General features: G+C 71.4%; 16 protein-coding genes. 9 read left to right on the top strand and 7 right to left on the bottom strand.

All coding sequences use genetic code 11. The features are described 5' to 3' along the window. The coding region (locus tag KBY19_RS31900) for a Ca2+-dependent phosphoinositide-specific phospholipase C (RefSeq protein ID WP_247691638.1) at positions 1-480 on the top strand (480 nt) is incomplete at its 5' end. Between the two features lie 46 nt (positions 481-526). Here the strand turns inward: KBY19_RS31900 and KBY19_RS31895 are convergent. Beyond that, entirely contained in the window at positions 527-1,384 is an 858-nt protein-coding gene (locus tag KBY19_RS31895; protein WP_099878880.1) for a siderophore-interacting protein, read from the bottom strand. Between the two features lie 63 nt (positions 1,385-1,447). Further along, entirely contained in the window at positions 1,448-2,353 is a 906-nt protein-coding gene (locus KBY19_RS31890) for a 5'-3' exonuclease (RefSeq protein WP_099886332.1), read from the bottom strand. A 336-nt stretch (positions 2,354-2,689) separates the two neighbouring features. Here KBY19_RS31890 and KBY19_RS31885 point away from each other — a divergent pair, with 336 nt between their 5' ends. From KBY19_RS31885 to KBY19_RS31875, 3 genes are all read left to right on the top strand, one after another. After that, the gene (locus KBY19_RS31885; protein WP_180289568.1) at positions 2,690-3,784 is read left to right on the top strand and encodes a glycine betaine/L-proline ABC transporter ATP-binding protein; all 1,095 of its coding nucleotides are present in this window, start codon (positions 2,690-2,692) and stop codon (positions 3,782-3,784) included. Beyond that, positions 3,777-6,392 carry an ABC transporter permease/substrate binding protein gene (locus KBY19_RS31880; protein ID WP_210967228.1) on the top strand — a complete coding sequence of 872 codons (2,616 nt, stop codon included), beginning with the start codon at positions 3,777-3,779 and terminating at the stop codon, positions 6,390-6,392. The genes KBY19_RS31885 and KBY19_RS31880 overlap by 8 nt, the downstream gene beginning before the upstream one ends. Before the next feature lie 414 nt (positions 6,393-6,806). Beyond that, positions 6,807-8,387, top strand: coding sequence for a TROVE domain-containing protein (locus tag KBY19_RS31875; RefSeq protein WP_210967227.1), 1,581 nt, complete (start codon positions 6,807-6,809; stop codon positions 8,385-8,387). A 46-nt stretch (positions 8,388-8,433) separates the two neighbouring features. Here KBY19_RS31875 and KBY19_RS31870 read toward each other — a convergent pair whose 3' ends face one another. Then, positions 8,434-9,393 (bottom strand): TIGR03557 family F420-dependent LLM class oxidoreductase, encoded by a 960-nt coding sequence (locus tag KBY19_RS31870; protein ID WP_185016352.1) that lies wholly within the window; start codon positions 9,391-9,393, stop codon positions 8,434-8,436. Positions 9,394-9,512: 119 nt separating this feature from the next. Between KBY19_RS31870 and KBY19_RS31865 the strand changes: the two genes are divergently transcribed. Continuing rightward, the gene (locus KBY19_RS31865) at positions 9,513-10,241 is read left to right on the top strand and encodes a helical backbone metal receptor (protein ID WP_099886331.1); all 729 of its coding nucleotides are present in this window, start codon (positions 9,513-9,515) and stop codon (positions 10,239-10,241) included. Here KBY19_RS31865 and KBY19_RS31860 read toward each other — a convergent pair. Further along, entirely contained in the window at positions 10,168-11,355 is a 1,188-nt protein-coding gene (locus KBY19_RS31860) for a C4-dicarboxylate ABC transporter (RefSeq protein ID WP_210967226.1), read from the bottom strand. The two genes, KBY19_RS31865 and KBY19_RS31860, sit on opposite strands and share 74 nt — an antisense overlap. A gap of 70 nt (positions 11,356-11,425) precedes the next feature. Between KBY19_RS31860 and KBY19_RS31855 the strand changes: the two genes are divergently transcribed. Further along, the gene (locus KBY19_RS31855; RefSeq protein ID WP_099878867.1) at positions 11,426-12,355 is read left to right on the top strand and encodes a LysR family transcriptional regulator; all 930 of its coding nucleotides are present in this window, start codon (positions 11,426-11,428) and stop codon (positions 12,353-12,355) included. Here the strand turns inward: KBY19_RS31855 and KBY19_RS31850 are convergent. The 3 genes from KBY19_RS31850 to KBY19_RS31840 all read right to left on the bottom strand — a co-directional run bounded on the left by KBY19_RS31850 (position 12,336) and on the right by KBY19_RS31840 (position 15,496). Continuing rightward, a complete protein-coding gene (locus KBY19_RS31850) occupies positions 12,336-13,055 on the bottom strand; it encodes a gamma-glutamyl-gamma-aminobutyrate hydrolase family protein (protein ID WP_185016349.1) in 720 nt (239 codons plus the stop codon). The genes KBY19_RS31855 and KBY19_RS31850 overlap by 20 nt on opposite strands. A 68-nt stretch (positions 13,056-13,123) precedes the next feature. Then, the gene (gene eat / locus KBY19_RS31845; protein ID WP_185016348.1) at positions 13,124-14,614 is read right to left on the bottom strand and encodes an ethanolamine permease; all 1,491 of its coding nucleotides are present in this window, start codon (positions 14,612-14,614) and stop codon (positions 13,124-13,126) included. A 150-nt stretch (positions 14,615-14,764) separates the two neighbouring features. Further along, on the bottom strand, positions 14,765-15,496 hold the full coding sequence (locus tag KBY19_RS31840; protein ID WP_210967225.1) for a FadR/GntR family transcriptional regulator: 732 nt from the start codon (positions 15,494-15,496) through the stop codon (positions 14,765-14,767). A gap of 89 nt (positions 15,497-15,585) precedes the next feature. Here KBY19_RS31840 and KBY19_RS31835 point away from each other — a divergent pair, with 89 nt between their 5' ends. From KBY19_RS31835 to KBY19_RS31825, 3 genes are read left to right on the top strand one after another with little or no spacing between them, the layout of a single operon-like run. After that, complete coding sequence (locus tag KBY19_RS31835) at positions 15,586-16,953, top strand: glutamine synthetase family protein (RefSeq protein ID WP_185016347.1); 1,368 nt, start codon at positions 15,586-15,588, stop codon at positions 16,951-16,953. Positions 16,954-16,985: 32 nt separating this feature from the next. Then, a complete protein-coding gene (locus KBY19_RS31830; protein WP_185016346.1) occupies positions 16,986-18,389 on the top strand; it encodes an aldehyde dehydrogenase in 1,404 nt (467 codons plus the stop codon). Then, a complete protein-coding gene (locus KBY19_RS31825; protein WP_185016345.1) occupies positions 18,386-19,180 on the top strand; it encodes a 3-oxoacyl-ACP reductase in 795 nt (264 codons plus the stop codon). The genes KBY19_RS31830 and KBY19_RS31825 overlap by 4 nt, the downstream gene beginning before the upstream one ends. Positions 19,181-19,628 lie beyond the last annotated feature (448 nt).

Genomic DNA, 19,628 nt, shown 5'->3' with positions numbered 1-19,628 from the left:
GTGCTGCGCCACGGCTGGCCGAAGGTGCGGGACACCCGGGGGCAGGTCATGTTCTTCATGGACAACGACGGCCAGGAGATCCAGGACGCCTACCGCGCCTCAGGACGCGAGAGTCTGCAGGGGCGCGTGCTGTTCACCGACTCCGAACCGGGGCGGCCGGACGCGGCCTTCATGAAGGTGAACGACCCCAGGGGTGCCAACAAGGCCGTCATCCGCGATCTGGTGCGGCGCGGCTTCTTCGTGCGGACCCGGTCCGATGTGCCGCTGGACCAGGCGCGGAGCGGGGACACCGGAATGCTGCGGGACGCGCTCTCGTCCGGGGCGCAGATGGTGAGCACCGATTTCCCGGTCCCCGGGCTCGCGGCCCGCTACGGGTCCGACTACGTCGCCGAGTTGCCGGGCGACCCGGACCGCGCCGTGCGCTGCAACCCCGTGACGGGGCCCCGGCACTGTCCGCGAGGCCCGTTGGAGCCCCGCTGACCTTGCCTTCCGGCCCCGCTGCCGACGGGCGGGGCCGGTTGCCCGTTCAGGCGACGGGCTGGCGCTCCTGCTCGGCCTCGACGCGTGCGTTCCACTCCTTCTTGGCGGCCTGCCAGCCGTCCTCGTCGGCGCCGAGCCGCCAGTAGCCGGAGATGGACAGCTGCTCGCGTTCGATGCCCCGCTCCAGCCGCAGATGGCCACGGAGCTCCTTGACGAAACCGGCCTCGCCGTGGACGAAGGCGTGCACCCGTCCAGGGGGGAACTCCAGTTCGCGGACGGCCGGCACAAGGCGGGCACCCACCGGGTCGGCGCCTCGGTGCAGCCAGCGGACCTGGGCGCCCGGCGGGGCCTCCAGCGGCTGCTCCTCATCGGGCCCGGCGACCTCGACGAGCGCCCGCACGGTGGCCCCGGCGGGCATCCGGGCCAGGGCGGCCGCGATGGCGGGAAGCGCGCTCTCGTCACCGGCCAGCAGGTGCCAGTCGGCCTCCGGGCTCGGCGCATAGGCGCCGCCCGGGCCGAGGAACCGGACTTCGTCGCCGACGGCGGCGGAGCGGGCCCACGGCCCGGCCAGCCCCTCGTCGCCGTGGACGACGAAGTCGATGGTCAGCTCCAGCGCTTCCGGGTCCCAGGCGCGGACGGTGTACGTACGCATCGAGGGCCACTGCGCGCGCGGCAGCTCGGCACGGATCTGGGCGATGTCGAAGGGCTCCGGGTAGCGCACACCGGGGGCGGGGAACAGCAGCTTGACGTAGTGGTCGGTGTACTCGCCGGCCGGGAAGCCCGCCAGGGACTCGCCCCCGAGGACGATGCGCACCATGTGCGGCGTCAGCTGCTCGGTACGGATCACACGCGCGTGGTGCAGCTGCGGCTTGTTGCGGGCTGGACGGGCCGGGCGTTCTGGCACGGGGCCTCCCTGGACACGGAGCAACTTAGGTATACCTAAGCTAACAGACCGCGGCGGGAAGGATCAGCCCGCCATGGCCTCCAGCAGCCGGCGCAGCGAGCCGCCCAGCCCCCATCGCCCGGCCAGTTCCTCCAGCCGCTCCGGGTCGCGCGGTGTCCGCGGCAGGGTGAGGTCGGCATCCGGGAGGGGGAGGTCCCGGGCCACCCGCACCACGGTGGGGGCGACGTCGAGGTAGGCGGCGGCCTCCTTGAACTTCGTGCGCTGGGCGGGGGTGAGCCGGGAGACCGGGTCGGCCGCCGCGGCACGGATACCGGCCAGATCGCCGTACTCGGCCAGCAGCTTCGCGGCCGTCTTCTCGCCGACGCCGCGCACCCCCGGGAGGCCGTCGCTGGGGTCGCCGCGCAGGACGGCCAGGTCCGCGTACCCGGACCCGTCCACGCCGTACTTGGCGCGCAGTGCGGCGCCGTCGTAGGTGTCCAGGCTGCCGACGCCCTTGACGGGGTAGAGCACCCGCACGCCGCGCGCGTCGTCGACGAGCTGGAACAGGTCGCGGTCGCCGGTGACGACGTCGACCGGTCCGGTGGCGCGGGTCGCCAGGGTGCCGATCACATCGTCGGCCTCGTACTCCGCCGCACCCAGCCGGGCCAGCCCGATCGCGTCGAGGACCTGCTCGATCACCGGGATCTGCGGGCCCAGCGTGTCGGGGGTCTCCTCCTCGTCCGGGCCGTCCACGATCTCCTCGGCGACGCGGTGCGCCTTGTAGGAGGGGATCAGCTCCACCCGCCACTGGGGGCGCCAGTCGGCGTCCATGCAGGCGACCAGCGCCGCGGGGTGATGGTCCTGGACGAGTCTGGCGATGAAGTCGAGCAGCCCGCGCACGGCGTTGACCGGGGTCCCGTCCGGTGCGCGGACCGTCTCCGGGACGCCGAAGTACGCCCGGAAGTAGAGCGAGGCGGTGTCCAGGAGCATCAGCCGGCGGTCGTCCCCGGCATGCGCTCCGCCCGCTGCGTCGGATGCGTTCGCTGTGGTGATGGTCACGAGCCGATGATGCCGTACGGCACCGACAGGGCACGCCGGGTGGTCGCTTCGACCCGCACTCGCTCCCTCTGGGTAAATATCGCCCCTTTTGGTCGGTACAAGGATTTCGCTCCTGGTCCGGAGCTGCTCCTGGGGCAGGGCGGTCTGCCGTCACTCGATTGATGTAGGCTTCATCTTTCTGGTATGCGCCGTTTGCAGCGAATTACAGCGCTCCATGGCGAGGCAGGGGGGTGCCGGGGTAACTGTTGTCGAGTCAAGAGGGTGAATGTGTCCAGGCTGAGAGCCGAGCACCTGTACAAGGTGTTCGGGAGAAGAGCGGACCAGGCAGTAGCCCAGCTGGAAGCCGGTACGGACCGCGACGAACTGCGTGCCCAGGGCACGACCGCGGCCGTGATCGATGCCTCCTTCGAGGTGCAGGAGGGGCACATATTCGTGGTCATGGGCCTCTCCGGCTCCGGTAAGTCCACGCTGCTGCGCATGCTCAACGGCCTTCTCGAACCCACATCGGGCCGCGTCCTGTTCGACGGTGAGGACCTGACCGCACTCCGTCCGCGCGAACTGCGCCAGGTGCGGGCCCACAAGATCAGCATGGTCTTCCAGCACTTCGCGCTCTTCCCCCACCGCAGCGTGCTGGAGAACGCCGCCTACGGCCTGGAGGTGCAGGGCGTACCGCGCGAGGAGCGTGAGCGGCGCGCCACCGAGGCCCTGGAGCTGGCCGGTCTCAAGGGCTGGGAGGGCTCCTGGCCCGACGAGCTGTCCGGCGGCATGCAGCAGCGCGTCGGACTGGCCCGCGCGCTGGCCACCGACGCCGACCTGCTGCTGATGGACGAGTCCTTCAGCGCACTGGACCCGCTCATCCGCCGCGACATGCAGGACCAGCTGCTGCAGCTGCAGAAGACCCTGCACAAGACCATCGTCTTCATCACCCACGACCTGAACGAGGCCATGCGCCTCGGCGACCGCATCGCCGTGATGCGGGACGGCCGGATCGTCCAGACAGGCACTGCCGAGGACATCCTGGTGCGGCCCGCCACCGACTACGTCGCCTCCTTCATCCAGGACGTGGACCGCTCCCGGGTGCTGACCGCGGGCGCGATCATGCGGGACGCCGAGAGCGGCGCCGCGGCCCCGGCCGACGGCGGCGTGCCCGAGGGCGCGGCCACCGTCACCACCGGGACCCCGCTCGCCGAGCTGTTCACCCCGTTCGCCACCAGCGACCAGCCGCTGGTCGTCACCGACGCCTCGGGCGCCCCCGTCGGCGTCATCGACCGCGAACGGCTGTTCACCGCGCTGGCCGAGGAGCCCCGGGTGGCACCGCCCGCCGGGGCCCGGAACGGGAACGAGGTGAGCGCACATGCCTGAGTTCCACCCCGGCAACTGGGCCGAGACCGCCGTCGACTGGCTGCAGACCCACCTCGGCTGGCTCTTCGATGCCATCAACACGGTGCTGACCGGGCTCTACGACGGGATCAACATGGTCCTGGGCGGCGCCGAGCCGCTGCTGCTGGCCGGTATCTTCGCCGTCGTCGCGTTCTGGCTGCGCGGCCTCCTCGCGGGCGTCGTCGGCTTCGCCGGCTTCCTGCTGATCGACTCCTTCGGTCTGTGGGACGACGCCATGTCCACGCTGTCGCTCGTCCTGGCCGCCGCCGTCATCACCGTCGTCTTCGCGGTGCCGACCGGTGTCTGGGCGGCCCGCAGCAAGTCCGTCAGCGCTGCCGTGCGTCCGGTCCTCGACGTGATGCAGACGATGCCGGCCTTCGTCTACCTCATCCCCGGCGTGATGTTCTTCTCCGTCGGCACCACCCCCGGCCTGCTGGCGACGATCATCTTCTCGATGCCGCCCGGCGTCCGGATGACCGAACTGGGCATCAGGCAGGTCGACAGCGAGCTGGTGGAGGCCGCCGACGCGTTCGGCACCAGCCCCAAGCAGACCCTCACCCGGGTGCAGTTCCCGCTGGCGCTGCCGACGATCATGGCCGGTATCAACCAGGTCATCATGCTGGCGCTCTCGATGGTCGTCATCGCCGGTATGGCAGGTGCGCCGGGGCTCGGCGAGCGCGTCTACGCCGCCGTCACCCAGGTGCAGATCGGTCTGGGCGTCGAGTCCGGCATCGCCGTCGTCATCCTGGCCATGTATCTGGACCGGATGACCGGTGCCCTCAATGTGCGGGTCTCGCCCCTCGGCCGCCGTGCCGCGGCGAAGGCCACCGCCATGATGGGCCGGTTGCGCTTCGTCCGCTACAAGCCCGGCACGGTCGTCGCGCTCTCCGGTGTCCTCGTGCTGGCGCTGGCCGCCGGCGGTCTGAACCTGGCGAGCTCGGGCTCCGACGCGCAGGCCGCGGCCGGCACCGACGTCGGCAAGGGCAAGCAGCTGAAGATGGGCTACATCCCCTGGGACGAGGGCATCGCCACCTCCTACCTGTGGAAGGAGGCGCTGGAGCAGCGCGGCTACGAGCCCAGCCTCAAGCAGCTGGACGCGGGTCCCCTCTACACCTCCCTCGCGCAGGGGCAGACCGACTTCCAGACGGACGCCTGGCTGCCCACCACGCACCAGCAGTACTGGGACAAGTACGGCTCCAAGATGGAGAAGCTGGGCGACTGGTACGGCCCGACCTCGCTGGAGCTGTCCGTGCCGTCCTACGTCAAGGGCGTCAAGTCCCTCGCGGACCTCAAGGGGCAGGGCAAGAAGTTCGACGGCAAGATCATCGGCATCGAGTCCAGCGCCGGTGAGATGAAGATCCTCAAGGACAAGGTCCTCAAGGAGTACGGCCTGGAGGGCGAGTACAAGGTCGTCTCCTCCAGCACCTCCTCCATGCTGTCGGAGCTGAAGCGCTCCATCCAGCAGAAGGAGCCGGTCGTCGTCACGCTTTGGTCCCCGCACTGGGCGTACAACAAGTACGACCTGACCAAGCTGAAGGACCCCGAGGGCGCCTTCGGAAAGGGCGAGAAGCTCTACAACGTCGGCCGGAAGGGCTTCGCCGAGGACAACCCGGTGGTGGCCCACTGGCTGAAGAACTTTCACCTGACGGAGAAGCAGCTGACCTCCCTGGAGGACAGGATCCAAAGCGCGCCCAAGGGCCAGGAGCAGCAGGCCGTCAAGGAGTGGCTGAAGGCCCGCCCCGGCTTCCTCGACAAGATGGTGCCGGTGCCCGGTGGCAAGCAGAAGCAGGGCAAGGGCGCGGGCAAGACCGTCGACATGGGCTACTTCCCCTGGGACGAGGCCATCGCGACGACCTACCTGTGGCAGAACATCCTGGAGGACCGCGGCTACAAGCCGAAGGTCAAACAGCTCGACCCGGGCCCGCTCTACACGGCGCTGTCCCAGGGCCAGATGGACTTCCAGACGGACGCCTGGCTGCCCACCACCCATGAGCAGTACTGGCGCAAGTACAAGGACAAGCTCACCGATCTGGGCTCCTGGTACGGCCCCACGTCGCTGGAGCTGTCCGTGCCGTCCTACGTCAAGGGCGTCGACTCGCTGGCGGACCTCAAGGGCAAGAGCGAGCTGTTCGGCGGGAAGATCACCGGCATCGAGTCCAGCGCGGGCGAGATGAAGATCCTCAAGCGGGTGCTCAAGGACTACGGGCTGGACAAGGAGTACAAGGTCGTCTCCTCCAGCACCTCCTCCATGCTCTCCGCGGTGGACAAGTCGGTGAAGCAGAAGAAGCCGATCGTGGCTACCACCTGGTCGCCGCACTGGGTCTACAGCAAGTACCCGATGAAGAAGCTCAAGGACCCCAAGGGTTCCTGGGGCAAGGGCGACCGGATCCATGTCACCGCCAAGAAGGGCTTCAAGAAGGAATTCCCCGAGCTGCACGGCTGGCTGAAGGACTTCAAGATGTCCGAGAAGGACCTCGGCTCCCTGGAAGCCGCCATCCAGAAGGGCGGCAAGGGAAACGAGAAGGAATCCGTCCGCACCTGGCTGGACTCCCGGCCGGGCCTGGAGGACAAGCTGGCACCGGTCGAGTGACGCCCTCCGTGTGACGGCCCGTCGCCGTCGCACCCGCCACCACGCAGCGGCCCCGGCACGCGCATCACACGCGCTGCCGGGGCCGCCGCGTGGTCGGCGGTCGGAAATTCATATGACGCGCCGCCGGTCACGCCCTACCGTCGTAGACGTGAACGAACGCACCTCCCGGTGCGCAGACGACGGCTACTTCTCTGGTTGAACAGGTTCGAATCCTGAACGCCGTCGTCGCATCCGATCTCGGGAGGCGTGCTCGGCACCCACCGGAGCGCCCGGTGCGTGGACGACGGATACTTCACTCACCTTGAACCGGCCGTCGTCCGTCTCATGTCCTCGGGCGCTTCCGTAACGCCGCACGCCCGATTCCTCCCGGGGCGCATGCCGTTCCACGACACCGCACCGCGATTCGGGGGAATCATGAGCAAGTTCAACCGGCAGCACACGCATGCCCGCAACGCCCTGACCCTCACCCATGAGGGCGGCAAGGCCTATGTACGGGACGCCAAGTCCGAGCTGGTACTGCTCGCCGTGGTCAACATGGTCGGCGAGGACACCTTCTACGAGTCGGCCACCGAGCGCGACAACCGGTACGCGGACCTCGTGCACACCGTCGCCGTCGACGACGGGGCCTGGACGGCCCGCTTCGTGGCCTGGCTGCGCGACGAGGCGCAGATGCGCTCCGCCTCGCTGGTCGCCGCGGCGCACGCCGTGTGGGCACGGCTGGCCGAGGGCAGGCACGGCGGCAACCGCGAGATCGTGGCCGCCGCCTGCCGACGCGCGGACGAGCCCGGCGAGTTCCTCGCCTACTGGACCACCACGTTCGGCCGCGCCGTACCCAAGCCCGTCAAGCGGGGCCTCGGTGACGCGGTGCGCCGGCTCTACACCGAGAAGGCGCTGCTGAAGTACGACACCGACAGCCACGCCTTCCGGTTCGGCGACGTGCTGGAGCTGACACACGCCTCGCCCGACCCGGACAAGCCGTGGCAGGGAGAGCTGTTCCGGCACGCGCTCGACCGCAGGCACGGCCGCGACGCACAGGTCCCCGAGGCCCTGCCGACCGTGGCGGCCCGAGCCGAGCTGATGGCCCTCCCTGTCGTCGACCGGCAGCTTGTGCCCACCCGGCCGGACGGCCCCGCCGTCCTCGCCCGCGCCGGCATGACCTGGGAGGCGCTGGCCGGCTGGCTCCAGGGCCCGATGGACGCGGCCGCCTGGGAAGCCGTACTGCCCTCGATGGGCCTGATGGCGCAGCTGCGCAACCTGCGCAACTTCGACCGCGTCGGCGTCTCGGACGAGGCGGCGCAGCAGGTCGTCGACCGGCTGCGGGACCGGGAGCAGATCGCCCGCTCGCGGCAGTTCCCGTACCGGTTCCTGTCCGCCTACCGCGCCGCGCCGTCGCTGCGCTGGGCGTACGCGCTGGAGCAGGCACTGGCCGCCTCCACCGCCAACGTCCCGCCGCTGCCCGGCCGTACGCTGCTGCTCGTCGACTCCTCGGGCTCCATGCAGGGCGCGGTCTCGGCCCGCTCCAGCGTCACGCACGCGGACGTGGGGGCGCTGTTCGGCGCCGTACTCGCGCAGCGGGGTGAGCAGGTGGACATGTACGGGTTCGCCAACGGCCACTTCCGGCACGAACCGGCCCGCGGTGGCTCGGTCCTCCCGAGCATCGAGGCCTTCCGCTCCCGGCTGGGGGAGGTCGGCTACGGCACCGAGACGGTGGCGGCGCTGCGCGCGACCTACGACGGGCACGACCGGGTCGTGCTCATCTCGGACATGCAGGCGTTCCGCTACCCGGGGAACGGGGCACGTGGCGTCTCGGTCTCCGAAGCGGTGCCGGGGTCCGTGCCGCTGTTCGGCGTCAACACCTCCGGGTACGCGCCGTCCGCGCTGGACACCTCGCGGCCCAACCGGTTCGAGATCGGGGGCTTCTCCGACAAGCTGTTCACCATGATGGCGCTGCTGAGCGAGGGGGAAGCCGCCCGGTGGCCCTGGGAGCGGCAGTGAGACTTCCCGTGCCCGCCCCTTCCGGGCCGGGCACGGGAGGGAACCCTCAGCCCCGGTGAAAGGCCGGCAGCACTTCGTCCTGCCAGACGTGGAAGAACTCCTCGTGCCGGCCGCCGATCTGCTGGACGTACACCTCGTCGAACCCGGCATCGGCGTACTGCTGCACCCGCGCGCGGTGCCGCGCCGGGTCGGGCCCGCACACCATCTGCTCGGCCACCGCCTCCCGGGGCACCAGGGAAGCGGCGGCCGCGAAGTCCTTCTGACGGGTGAGGGTGGACGGCAACTGGCCCGGCAGCAGTTCGTTGGCCCACAACCGGTGGGCCGTATCCAGCCCCTCCTGCTCGCTGGGTGCCCAGCACACCTTCATCCCGCCCTGCACGGGGCGCTTCCCGCCGCCCGCCGAGCGGTAGCGCTCGACCAGTTCGGCGTCGGGTGAGGCGGTGCAGAAGGCGTCGCCGATCCGTGCGGCGAGATCGGTCGCCTTGGGGCCGAACGCGGAGACGGAGATCGGTACCGGCTCGTCCGGGACGGTGTAGAGGCGGGCTTCGTCGACCCGGTAGAAGGTGCCGCGGAAGGTGGTGCGCTTTCCCCGGTGCAGCAGCCGGATGATCTCCACGGCCTCCTCCAGCCGCTCCAGCCGCTCGCGCGCCGGCGGCCAGTGCTGTCCCAGCACATGTTCGTTGAGCGCTTCACCGCTCCCGACCCCGAGGGTGAAACGGCCCTCCAGCTGTACGGCGGCGGTGGCCGCGGCGTGTGCGACGACGGCCGGGTGCATACGGAAGGTGGGACAGGTGACGGCGGTGCCCACCGGCAGGGAAGTGACCTGGGAGAGCGCTCCGATGACGGACCACACGAAGGGGCTGTTGCCCTGGGCGTCCGTCCACGGGTGGAAGTGGTCGGAGATCCACAGCCGCTGGAAGCCCGCCTCCTCGGCCATCCGCGCCTGGCGAACCAGCTCCTGTGGCCCGAATTCCTCGCACGCAAGAAAGTACCCGATGCTGACCATGCCGGAAGAAGTACCGTCTCACCTCGTACCGAAACGGATCGGTCGGATCGTCACCTCCCTGGCGCGCTGCCGTCCCGCACGCCGCGTCGCCCGGTCCAGGACCACATAGGGTGCTGCGCATGACTCGCCGTTCCGTCGTGTCGCTCGTACCGTCCCTCACCGAGGCGGTGGCGGCCACCGCGCCCGAGCTGCTGGTCGGGGCGACAGACTGGTGCACGCATCCGGCGGATCTTCAGGTCACCAGGGTGCGCGGCACCAAGAACCCCGACCTCGCGGCCGTCGTCGGCCTCGCTCCGGATCTCGTGCTCGCCAACGAGGAGGAGAACCGCCCCGAGGATCTGCGTGCCCTGCGCGCCGCGGGGCTGCGGGTGATGGTGACCGAGATCCGCACACTGGAGCAGGGCTTCGGCGAACTGCACCGGGTGCTGACCGAGGGCTGCGCCCTCCCGCGCCCCGCCTGGCTCGACGCGGCCGAGACCGCGTGGGCCGAGGCCCGCGCGGAGTTCGACGTCCGCGCTGTCGTACCGATCTGGCGCAAGCCGTGGATGGTGCTGGGCCGGGACACCTTCGCCGGTGCGCTGCTGGCCCACCTCGGTGTGCACAACGTCTACGCCGCACACGACGAACGCTATCCGCGCGTACCGATAGCAAGGCTGTCCGAGCGGGGCCGCGCCGAGCTGGTCGTACTGCCGGACGAGCCGTACCGCTTCACCGCCGAGGACGGACCGGAAGCATTCCCCCACACCCCTGCCGCGCTGTGCAGCGGCCGCCATCTCACCTGGTACGGGCCCTCGTTGGTACAGGCTCCGCAGGTGCTCGCCTCCGCGGTGCGAGCAGCGCTCCGCTGAACAGCCCGGCCACGGTGCGGGCGGCAGCCGTCGCCCAGGCGGCGACCAGCAGGACGTACAGCACCACCGCCAGCCAGCCGAACGCGGCGGCCCCGGTGTGCCGCCACACCGCCGCGGCCCCCGTCACACAGGTGCCGACGGGGAAGGTGAACGCCCACCAGGTCAGGGAGAACCCCATTCCCCGCCGTGCGGCCCGCCCCACCAGCGCGGCGGACAGCGCGAGCCACAGCAGGGCGAACCCGAGCACCGGCACCCCGTAGAGCACCGACAGCGACGCGAAATCGCCGGGGGCGGCATCGGCGAGGTTGCCCAGCGCCGTCGTCGACTGCCCCAGCGGCCCGAGCACCAGGAAGAGCGTCGGTGTCATCGGCAGCGGCAGCGGCCCGTGGTGGATCAGCCGCGCGAGCACCAGCGGCAGTATCAGCAGCGTGGCCAGCAGGCTCATCCCGAACAGGGCGAAGCAGCCCAGCAGCAGCACCTGTCCGGGCGGGCCCGCGGGCAGGTGTGCCGTCAGCGGCGGGCCCAGCGCGGCGGAGACCATCGGCGCCACCACCGGCAGCAGCCACACCGGGCTCGCGCTGCCCGGCGCCACATCGTGCCGGGCGATCATCAGATACGGCACGCCGACGGCCGCCACCAGCCCCACCGCCGTCCCGGCCGCCCACAGCGCCGCGCCGATAGCCACGGCTCCCGGCACCTTCAGCGCGGTCGCCCCGCCGCCGACGGCCAGCAGCGCCATCGCCAGGCAGCCCTGGAACGGGGCGACCGCCGGATCGAGCAGCTGCTCACGGGCCCGGTCGCGGTGGCGCAGCCAGTGCCCGGCGCGCGCCGTCAGCAGCACCACCAGCGCCACCGCCGCCAGCGCCCAGACGCCGGCAAGTGCGGCGTGCGGCGGGTGTTCCGGCAGTGTGGTTCCGGCGGTGGCGACGACGGCGGTGCCCATCACCGCCGCGTACCAGTTCGGGCCCAGCTCACGCAGCCGTGCCGGACGGGTGCCGGTGTCGGTGGCGGTCGCCGCGGTGCCACCGGGTGGGCCCGCCGCGATGTGCGGGTCCGGTGCGGTGGCCGGTGGGTCTGCCGGACGGACGCCGGTGGTGCGTACGGGTGCGGTCATGTCCCTACGCTCCTGTGGAACAGGGCCGGCGACCAGGGAGGATCTCCCTATGGGGGCATAAGCTGAACCTATGACTGATGCGGAGGGCACGGGGGGTGGCCTGGCACACCGGGTGCCGGACCTGGGAGCACTGGAGTTGCTGCTGGCCGTCGCCCGGCTCGGCAGTCTGGGGCGGGCCGCGCGCGAGACGGGCGTGAGCCAGCCCGCCGCCAGCGGCCGCATCCGCTCCATGGAGCGGATGCTGGGCGTCACCCTGCTGGAGCGCTCCCCGCGCGGCTCGCGGCTGACGGCTGCCGGTGCGCTGGTCACCGACTGGGCCCGGCGCATCGTGGAGTCGGCCGAGGCCTTCGACGCCGGCGTCGGCGCGCTGCGCGACCGGCGCGACTCGCGGCTGACCGTCGCCGCCTCCATGACGATCGCCGAGTATCTGCTGCCCGGCTGGCTGATCGCGCTGCGTACCGAGCGGCCGGACACCGCCGTCTCGCTGCGCGCCGGCAACAGCGCGGCCGTGGCCCGTATGGTCCTCGACGCGGAGGCCGACCTCGGCTTCGTGGAGGGGCTGGGGGTGCCGCCCGGACTGGACGGCACCGTCATCGCACGCGACCGGCTGCTCGTCGTCGCCGCGCCCGGCCACCCCTGGACGCGGCGCCGCGAGCCGGTGGCGCTCGCCGAACTGGCCCGAACCGGGCTGGTGCTGCGGGAGCCGGGCTCCGGTACGCGGCAGGTCCTCGACGCCGCGCTCGCCGAGCACGGCGGGCTGGCGCCGCCGCTGCTGGAACTGGCCTCCACCACCGCCGTCAAGGCGGCGGCAGTCAGCGGCGCGGGCCCGGCCGTGCTCAGCGAACTCGCGGTGGGCGAGGAGCTGTCGGCGCGGCGGTTGAGCGAGGTGGCGGTGGACGGCCCGGTACCGAGCCGGGCGCTGCGGGCGGTGTGGCCCCGCGGAGCCCGGCCCGCCGGACCCGCGCGTCGCCTGCTGGCTCTCACCCGCCCGGGCCGGTAGCCGCCGCGCCGACGAAGGCCCGCATCAGCCGAAGGTCCTCACCTGCCTCGGGGTGCCATTGGACGCCGAGTACGAAGTGGTCGGCGTCCGACAGTTCGAGGGCCTCGACGGTGTCGTCCCCGGTGGCATGGGCGGTGGCTGTGAGGCCTTCGCCGAGGGTGGCCACCGCCTGGTGGTGGTAGGTGGGCACGGAGACGGTTTCCTCGCTCTCCAGGACCTTGGCGAGCAGGGAGCCGGGGACGGGGGAGACGTCGTGAGGGCCGAAGACCCCCCGGGCCGTGCGATGGGCGTCCGTGGTGGGCAGATGCTGGACCAGGGTTCCGCCCAGGGCCACATTGAGCAGCTGCATGCCCCGGCAGACCGCCAGCAGCGGCACGCGCCGCGCCAGGGCCTCGCGGGTGAGGGCGAGCTCCCAGGCGTCGCGCGCGGGATATGCCGGGCCGGTGCGGGGGTGACGGTCGGCGCCGTAGCGGGCCGGGTCGATGTCGGGGCCGCCCGCTGTGACCAGGCCGTCGAGGCGGGAGAGGGTTTCGGCCGCTGCCGCGGGATCGTCGTCGGGCGGGAGGAGCACCGCACGGGCGCCCGCCTGCTGCGCCATGCGGTGGTAGCCCGCCGGGAGGAGGGCTGCGGGCAGGTCCCAGTCGCCCCAGCGGGCCGAGGGCTCCAGGTAGGTGGTGATGCCGATGAGGGGTGGTGCCACGGTTCTCCTTCGCGGGAGGCGTTTCGCTGTCGTTGCGCTGCGGTGCGGGCTCGTCCGGCGGCGGTCTGTCAGTCCTTGAGTTCTTCCTCCGCCTTCGCCAGTGCGGCGAACTCCTCCTCGGGAGCGGCGGCCACCAGTCGGTGCCTGGAGTAGAGGGCGAAGTAGGCGATCGCCACCGCGTAGACCGCCAGGGCGATCAATGCTGCCTGCTTGTCGACCAGGAAGGTGGCCACCAGCGCCGCCAGCGCCAGGATCAGGGCGACGGAGGAGGTGAGCACGCCGCCGGGGGTGCGGTACGGACGGTCCAGGTGGGGCTCGCGCTTGCGCAGCACGATGTGGGAGAGGGACATCAGAGCGTAGGAGATGGTGGCGCCGAAGACGGCGATGTTGAGCATCGTGGCGCCGTCGCCGCTGCTCGCGGCGAGCGCGAAGCCCAGCGCACCGGGGAGCAGCAGACCGAGGTAGGGCGACTTGCGGCGGCTGGTGAGGGAGAGGAAGCGGGGCAGGTAGCCGGCCCGGGAGAGGGCGAACAGCTGGCGGGAGCCCGCGAAGATGAGGGAGAAGAACGAGGCGACCAGGCCGGCCAGGCCCGCGTAGTTGACGACGCGGGAGAGCACGGTCGCCTTGCCGTCCGGCTGCAGGGCCTCGACCAGCGGGTTGCCGACGTCCTGGATGGCCGCCGAGCCCCGTGCCCCGGTGGCGGACACGAAGGTCAGCAGCGCGAGCAGCAACAGGATGCCCATCGACCAGGCCATGGCCTTCGGCAGCGTACGGGCGGGGTCGCGGGTCTCCTCGGCGGCCAGCGGTACGCCCTCGACGCCGAGGAAGAACCACATGCCGAACGGGAACGCCGCCCAGATGCCGAGCAGGCCGAACGGCAGCCAGGAGCCGGCGCCGAACGCGTCGTGGTCCACGGGGATGTCGTTCAGCGCGCTGGTGTGGAATTCGGTGAGGGCGCCGAGGACGAAGACCAGCAGTGCGGCGACGGCGACGGCGGTCACCACGAGCGAGAAGCGCAGGGCCTCGCCGACCCCCCACAGGTGGACGCCGATGAAGAGGGCGAAGCAGACCAGATAGACGGGCCAGCCGGATTCGAGTCCGAACAGCCCGAGGGATTCGATGTAGTCGCCGATGAAGCAGACGATGGCGGCCGGCGCGAGAACGTACTCGATGAGGATGGCGGTGCCGGTCAAAAAGCCGCCCCAGGGGCCCAGAGCGCGCCGTGCGAAGCCGTAACCGCCGCCTGCCGTGGGCAGGATGGCGGACAGTTCGGCCAGCGCGAAGACCATGCAGGTGTACATCAGGCCCATCAGGACGGCGGCGACGGCCAGACCGCCGAAGCCGCCCTCGGCCAGGCCGGCGTTCCAGCCGGAGTAGTCGCCGGAGACGACGTAGGCGACGCCGAGCCCGGTCAGCAGCAGCGGCCCCGCGCTGCCGCGCCGCAGCGCACGGCGCTCCAGATAGGCCGCGTCCTGATCGGGCCGGGGCGCCGGGATGCCGGGGGCTCCGGGGGTTCCCGGAGCGCCGCCCCGGGTGGGGGACTCGGACTGTTCGGACATGTGCCACACTCCCGCCGTCAGCCATTGGTGTGCTGGCACACCTTTGTGGCCGAAGGCAGCCGGGCGCAACCCTTGTGCGTGAAGGAGCTGTAACCACAAGCGGCAATACGGCACACAGCGGGCGGGCGGGACGGCTGGTGCCGGCCCGCCTCAGGCGAGAAAGCCCCGCAGCAGGGAGGCCGTGCCGGCGCAGTGCTCGCGGGCGATGGCCCGGGCGCCCTCGCCGTCCTGCTCCAGTACGGCGGCCACCAGCGCCGCGTGCTGCTGCTGGGCGTGCTCCAGGTTCCGCACCAGCAGCGGGATGCGGTTCAGCAGGTCGTTCAGCTTCGCTCGTACGGCGGCGTACTGCGCGGTCAGCGAGGGGGAGCCGGCCAGCTCGACCAGGGTCAGATGGAGCAGGGTGTCGTGTCTTCGGTAGTTGCCCGGCGTCGCCTCCCGGGTGGCGTCCAGCGCCTCGCTCAGCCGTGCGGACTCCGCCGCCGACAGGCCGCGGGTGGCGCACAACTCGGCGGCGCCCGCCTCCAGGACCTCGCGGAAGGCGAGGGTGTCGGCCAGGTCCGGGGCCCCGGCCGGGAGCCGCACCCGTACGGATGCGGCGTCCTGGGATCCGCCGGTGACCGGCTGCGGGAGCACGAAGGTGCCGCCGTACCGGCCGCGCCTGCTTTCCACCACGCCCTGCTCGGCCAGCACCTTGAGTACCTCCCGCAGGGTGACCCGGCTGATACCGAGCCGTTCGGCCAGCTCCCGTTCGGCGGGCAGCCGTTCGCCCTCGGCGACCAGGCCCAGCCGGACGATCTGCAGGATCTGCTCCAGCGCCTCTTCGAACCCGTTGCCCGCATGTACGGTACGCAGCACCGTGGCCAGCCTGTCCTCCTGCGGCATGGCACCCTCCCGTTTCGAACGACCCTCTTCCGTTTCAAAGGTCTGTACGGATACCTTATGGCTTCCGCGGACCGACAGGAGGCCCACCCGTGGCAGACCGCACACCACCGCTCGCCGTGGCCGAACTGAGGAGACTCGTCGACGCGGGCGAGATCGACACCGTCGTCCTGGCCTTCACCGATATGCAAGGACGCCTCCAGGGGAAGCGGTTCGCCGCCCCCCACTTCCTCAGCGACGTACTCGACGGCGGCACCGAGGGCTGCAACTATCTGCTCGCGGTCGACGTGGAGCTCAACACCGTCGACGGCTACGAGATGTCCTCCTGGGAGCGCGGCTACGGCGACTTCGCCATGCACGGCGACTCCGCCACGCTGCGCCACCTGCCCTGGAACCCGGGCACCGCGCTGCTCACCGCGGACCTGGCCTGGCACGACGGGTCACCCGTGGTCGCCTCGCCACGGCAGATCCTCAAACGCCAGCTCGACCGGCTGGCCGAACGCGGCTGGCACGCCTACGTCGGCACCGAGCTGGAGTTCATGGTCTTCCAGGACACCTACGAGCAGGCGTGGGACAGCGCCTACCGGGGCCTGACCCCCGCCAACCAGTACAACGTCGACTACTCCATCCTCGGCACCGGACGCGTCGAGCCGCTGCTGCGCCGGATCCGCAACGAGATGGCCGCGGCCGGCATGGTCGTCGAATCGGCCAAGGGCGAGTGCAACCTGGGCCAGCACGAGATCGCCTTCCGCTACGCCGACGCACTCACCACCTGCGACCAGCACGTCATCTACAAGACGGGCGCCAAGGAGATCGCCGCGCAGGAGGGCCGGGCGCTCACCTTCATGGCCAAGTACGACGAACGCGAGGGCAACTCCTGCCACATCCACCTCTCGCTCCGCGACGAGGAAGGCCGCGCCGTCCTCGCCGACGAACAGGGCGAGCACGGCATGGCGCCCCTGATGCGGCACTTCCTGGCCGGACAGCTCGCCGCGCTGCGCGAGCTCACCCTGCTGTACGCGCCGAACATCAACTCCTACAAGCGGTTCCAGCCCGGCTCCTTCGCCCCCACCGCCGTCGCCTGGGGACCCGACAACCGCACCTGCGCGCTACGGGTCATCGGCCACGGCCCCGGACACCGGCTGGAGAACCGGGTACCGGGCGGCGACGTCAACCCCTATCTGGCCGTCGCCGGGATGATCGCGGCCGGACTGCACGGCATCGACAACGAACTGGAGCTCCCGGCCGCCTGCACCGGCAACGCCTACACCGGTGACGCCGCGCATGTACCCACCACCCTCCGGGAGGCCGCCGCGTTGTGGCAGGACAGCACGCTGGCCCGGGACGCGTTCGGCAGCGACGTGGTGGACCACTACCTCAACATGGCCCGGGTCGAGCAGCGGGCCTTCGACACCGCCGTCACGGACTGGGAGCGCTACCGCTCCTTCGAACGCCTGTAAGTCTTCCGAGCGCACGTTAGGACGTCACCGCAGTGCAGCACGAGCAAGAGGAACCCACCGGACCACCGGCCGAGAAGCTCGACGTCGTCAACCCGGCGACGGAGGAGCTGATCACCACCGTCCCCGTCACCACTCCCGAACAGGTCGACCGCGCCGTCGGCCGGGCCGCCGCGGCACAGACGCAGTGGGCGGGACTGCCGCCCGCCGACCGGGCCCGGCTGCTGCGCAGGTTCGCCTCCGTCGTCGACGGGCACATCGAGGAGCTCGGCGTACTGGAGATGCGCGAGGCCGGGCACCCGCTGAGCAACGCCTGCTGGGAGGCGAGCAACGTCCGCGACCTGCTCGACTACTCCGCCGGCGGTGTCGAGCGGCTGACCGGCAGGCAGATCCCGGTCGCCGGCGGCGTCAACATCACCTTCGCCGAACCGCTGGGCGTCGTCGCCGTCATCGCGCCCTGGAACTTCCCCATGCCCATCGCCGCCTGGGGCTCCGCTCCCGCGCTGGCGGCCGGGAACGCGGTACTGCTCAAGCCTGCGGAGACCACCCCGCTGACCGCGCTGCGGCTGGCCGAACTGGCGCTCGAAGCCGGGCTGCCCGAGGGACTCTTCCAGGTACTGCCCGGCGAGGGCCCCGTCACCGGCACCGCGCTGGTCGAGCACCCGCGCGTCGCCAAGGTGGTCTTCACCGGCTCCACCCCGGTCGGCAAGCGCATCATGGCCCAGTGCGCCGCCTCCGTGAAACGCGTGACGCTCGAACTCGGCGGCAAGAGCCCCAACATCGTCTTCGCCGACGCCGACCTGGAGCGCGCCGCGACCGCCGCCCCCGGTTCCTTCCTCGACAACACCGGCCAGGACTGCTGCGCCCGCAGCCGCATCCTCGTCCAGCGCTCCGTCCACGACCGGTTCCTGGAACTCCTGGAGCCGGCCGTCCACGCCTTCCGCGCCGGCCACCCGGCCGAGGCCGCCACCGCGATGGGCCCCCTCGTCTCGGCCCGCCAGCGGGAGCGCGTACGCGGATACGTCCCCGAGGACGCCCCCGCGCTCATCCGCGGCAGCATCCCCGAGGGCCCCGGCTTCTGGTATCCGGCGACGGTGCTGCAGGGCACCGTGGGGGAGCGGGCCGCGGTGGAGGAGATCTTCGGCCCCGTCGCCGTGGTCATCCCCTTCGACGACGAGGAGGAGGCGGTACGGCTCGCCAACGACACCGACTACGGTCTCTCCGGCTCCATCTGGACCCGCGACAGCGCCCGCGCCCTGCGCGTCTCCCGCGCCGTCGCCGCCGGAAACCTCTCCGTCAACTCGCACAGCAGCGTGCGCTACTCCACCCCCTTCGGCGGCTACAAGCAGTCCGGACTCGGCCGCGAACTCGGCCCCGACGCCCTCGCCGCCTTCACCGAGACCAAGAACGTCTTCATCAGCACGGAGGAGAGCCAGTGAGCGCCACCGACTCCGAGACCCCCCTGTGCCGCCGCCTGGTCGGGCGTACGGCCGTCGTCACCGGCGCGGGCAGCGGCATCGGCCTCGCCACCGCCCGCCGCCTCGCCTCCGAGGGGGCCCACGTCGTCTGCGCCGACGTGGACGCCGAACGCGGGGCGGCTGCCGCCGCGGAAACCGGAGGGCTCTATGTACGGGCCGACGTCACCGACCCCGAACAGGTCGAGGCGCTCTTCCGCACCGCCGACGACACCTACGGCTCCGTCGACATCGCCTTCAACAACGCCGGGATCTCGCCGCCCGACGACGACTCGATCCTGGAGACCGGGCTGGAGGCATGGCAGCGCGTGCAGCACACCAACCTGACCTCGGTCTACCTGTGCTGCAAGGCCGTACTGCCGTACATGCGGGCGCAGGGGCGGGGCTCCATCATCAACACCGCCTCGTTCGTCGCGGTGATGGGCGCCGCCACCTCCCAGATCAGCTACACCGCCTCCAAGGGCGGAGTACTGGCCATGTCACGGGAACTGGGGGTCCAGTTCGCCCGGGAGGGCATCCGGGTGAACGCGCTGTGCCCCGGCCCGGTCAACACCCCCCTCCTGAAGGAACTGTTCGCCAAGGACCCGGAGCGGGCGCAGCGCCGCCTGGTGCATGTCCCGGTGGGACGGTTCGCCGAGGCGGAGGAGATCGCCTCGGCGGTGGCGTTTCTCGCCAGTGATGATGCGTCGTTCGTCAACGCCGCGGAGTTCCTGGTCGACGGCGGCATCGCCGGCGCCTACGTCACCCCCCAATAAGGGCTCCCCCTCCCCCTTCCGGGGCTCCGCCCCTGTCCCCTTTCGCCTGTCGCCGCCCCCGCGTTGTGGGGGCACGCCCTCGCTCCGCGGGGTGCGCCGTCCCTGCGTTGTGGGGGCACGCCCCCTGGGTTCTTCGGCTGTCGCCGAGGGGTCGTGTCGGGGGGCTCTGCCCCCCGACGGCCCCCCGCTAGGTGGGCTTCGCCCCCCTAGAACCCCCCTGCCGCAACCAGGCAAGCCATTGCCTTACATGCAATCCGCTTGCCTGTTGCTGCCCCCAATCCGGCCGGTGACGACCCTGCGGGTCGAGTTGTGGTGCCACTCCGCCCGCACCGGCGTTACCGGCAACGCCGGGCGGGAGGGACGCCGTAATTGCGTTGCCGGTGTCTCCTTCGCGGGAGGAGTCGCACCGGCGACGCTCCCGCAGGGTCGCCACCGGCGGGTCCAAGGA

Origin of the sequence: Streptomyces sp. B15 (genome assembly GCF_018070605.1) — a bacterium.
In the GTDB taxonomy this organism is placed as follows: domain Bacteria; phylum Actinomycetota; class Actinomycetes; order Streptomycetales; family Streptomycetaceae; genus Streptomyces; species Streptomyces smyrnaeus.
This window is presented reverse-complemented; position numbering and strand designations above follow the sequence as displayed.

What these genes read in the sequence shown, in the direction of transcription:
- KBY19_RS31855 (WP_099878867.1), top strand. Translation starts at nt 11,426, where the DNA reads ATGACTGATGCGGAGGGCACGGGGGGTGGCCTGGCACACCGGGTGCCG.
- KBY19_RS31860 (WP_210967226.1), bottom strand. Translation starts at nt 11,355, where the DNA reads ATGACCGCACCCGTACGCACCACCGGCGTCCGTCCGGCAGACCCACCG.
- KBY19_RS31880 (WP_210967228.1), top strand. Translation starts at nt 3,777, where the DNA reads ATGCCTGAGTTCCACCCCGGCAACTGGGCCGAGACCGCCGTCGACTGG.
- eat (WP_185016348.1), bottom strand. Translation starts at nt 14,614, where the DNA reads ATGTCCGAACAGTCCGAGTCCCCCACCCGGGGCGGCGCTCCGGGAACC.
- KBY19_RS31870 (WP_185016352.1), bottom strand. Translation starts at nt 9,393, where the DNA reads ATGGTCAGCATCGGGTACTTTCTTGCGTGCGAGGAATTCGGGCCACAG.
- KBY19_RS31840 (WP_210967225.1), bottom strand. Translation starts at nt 15,496, where the DNA reads ATGCCGCAGGAGGACAGGCTGGCCACGGTGCTGCGTACCGTACATGCG.
- KBY19_RS31865 (WP_099886331.1), top strand. Translation starts at nt 9,513, where the DNA reads ATGACTCGCCGTTCCGTCGTGTCGCTCGTACCGTCCCTCACCGAGGCG.
- KBY19_RS31875 (WP_210967227.1), top strand. Translation starts at nt 6,807, where the DNA reads ATGAGCAAGTTCAACCGGCAGCACACGCATGCCCGCAACGCCCTGACC.
- KBY19_RS31890 (WP_099886332.1), bottom strand. Translation starts at nt 2,353, where the DNA reads ATGCTCCTGGACACCGCCTCGCTCTACTTCCGGGCGTACTTCGGCGTC.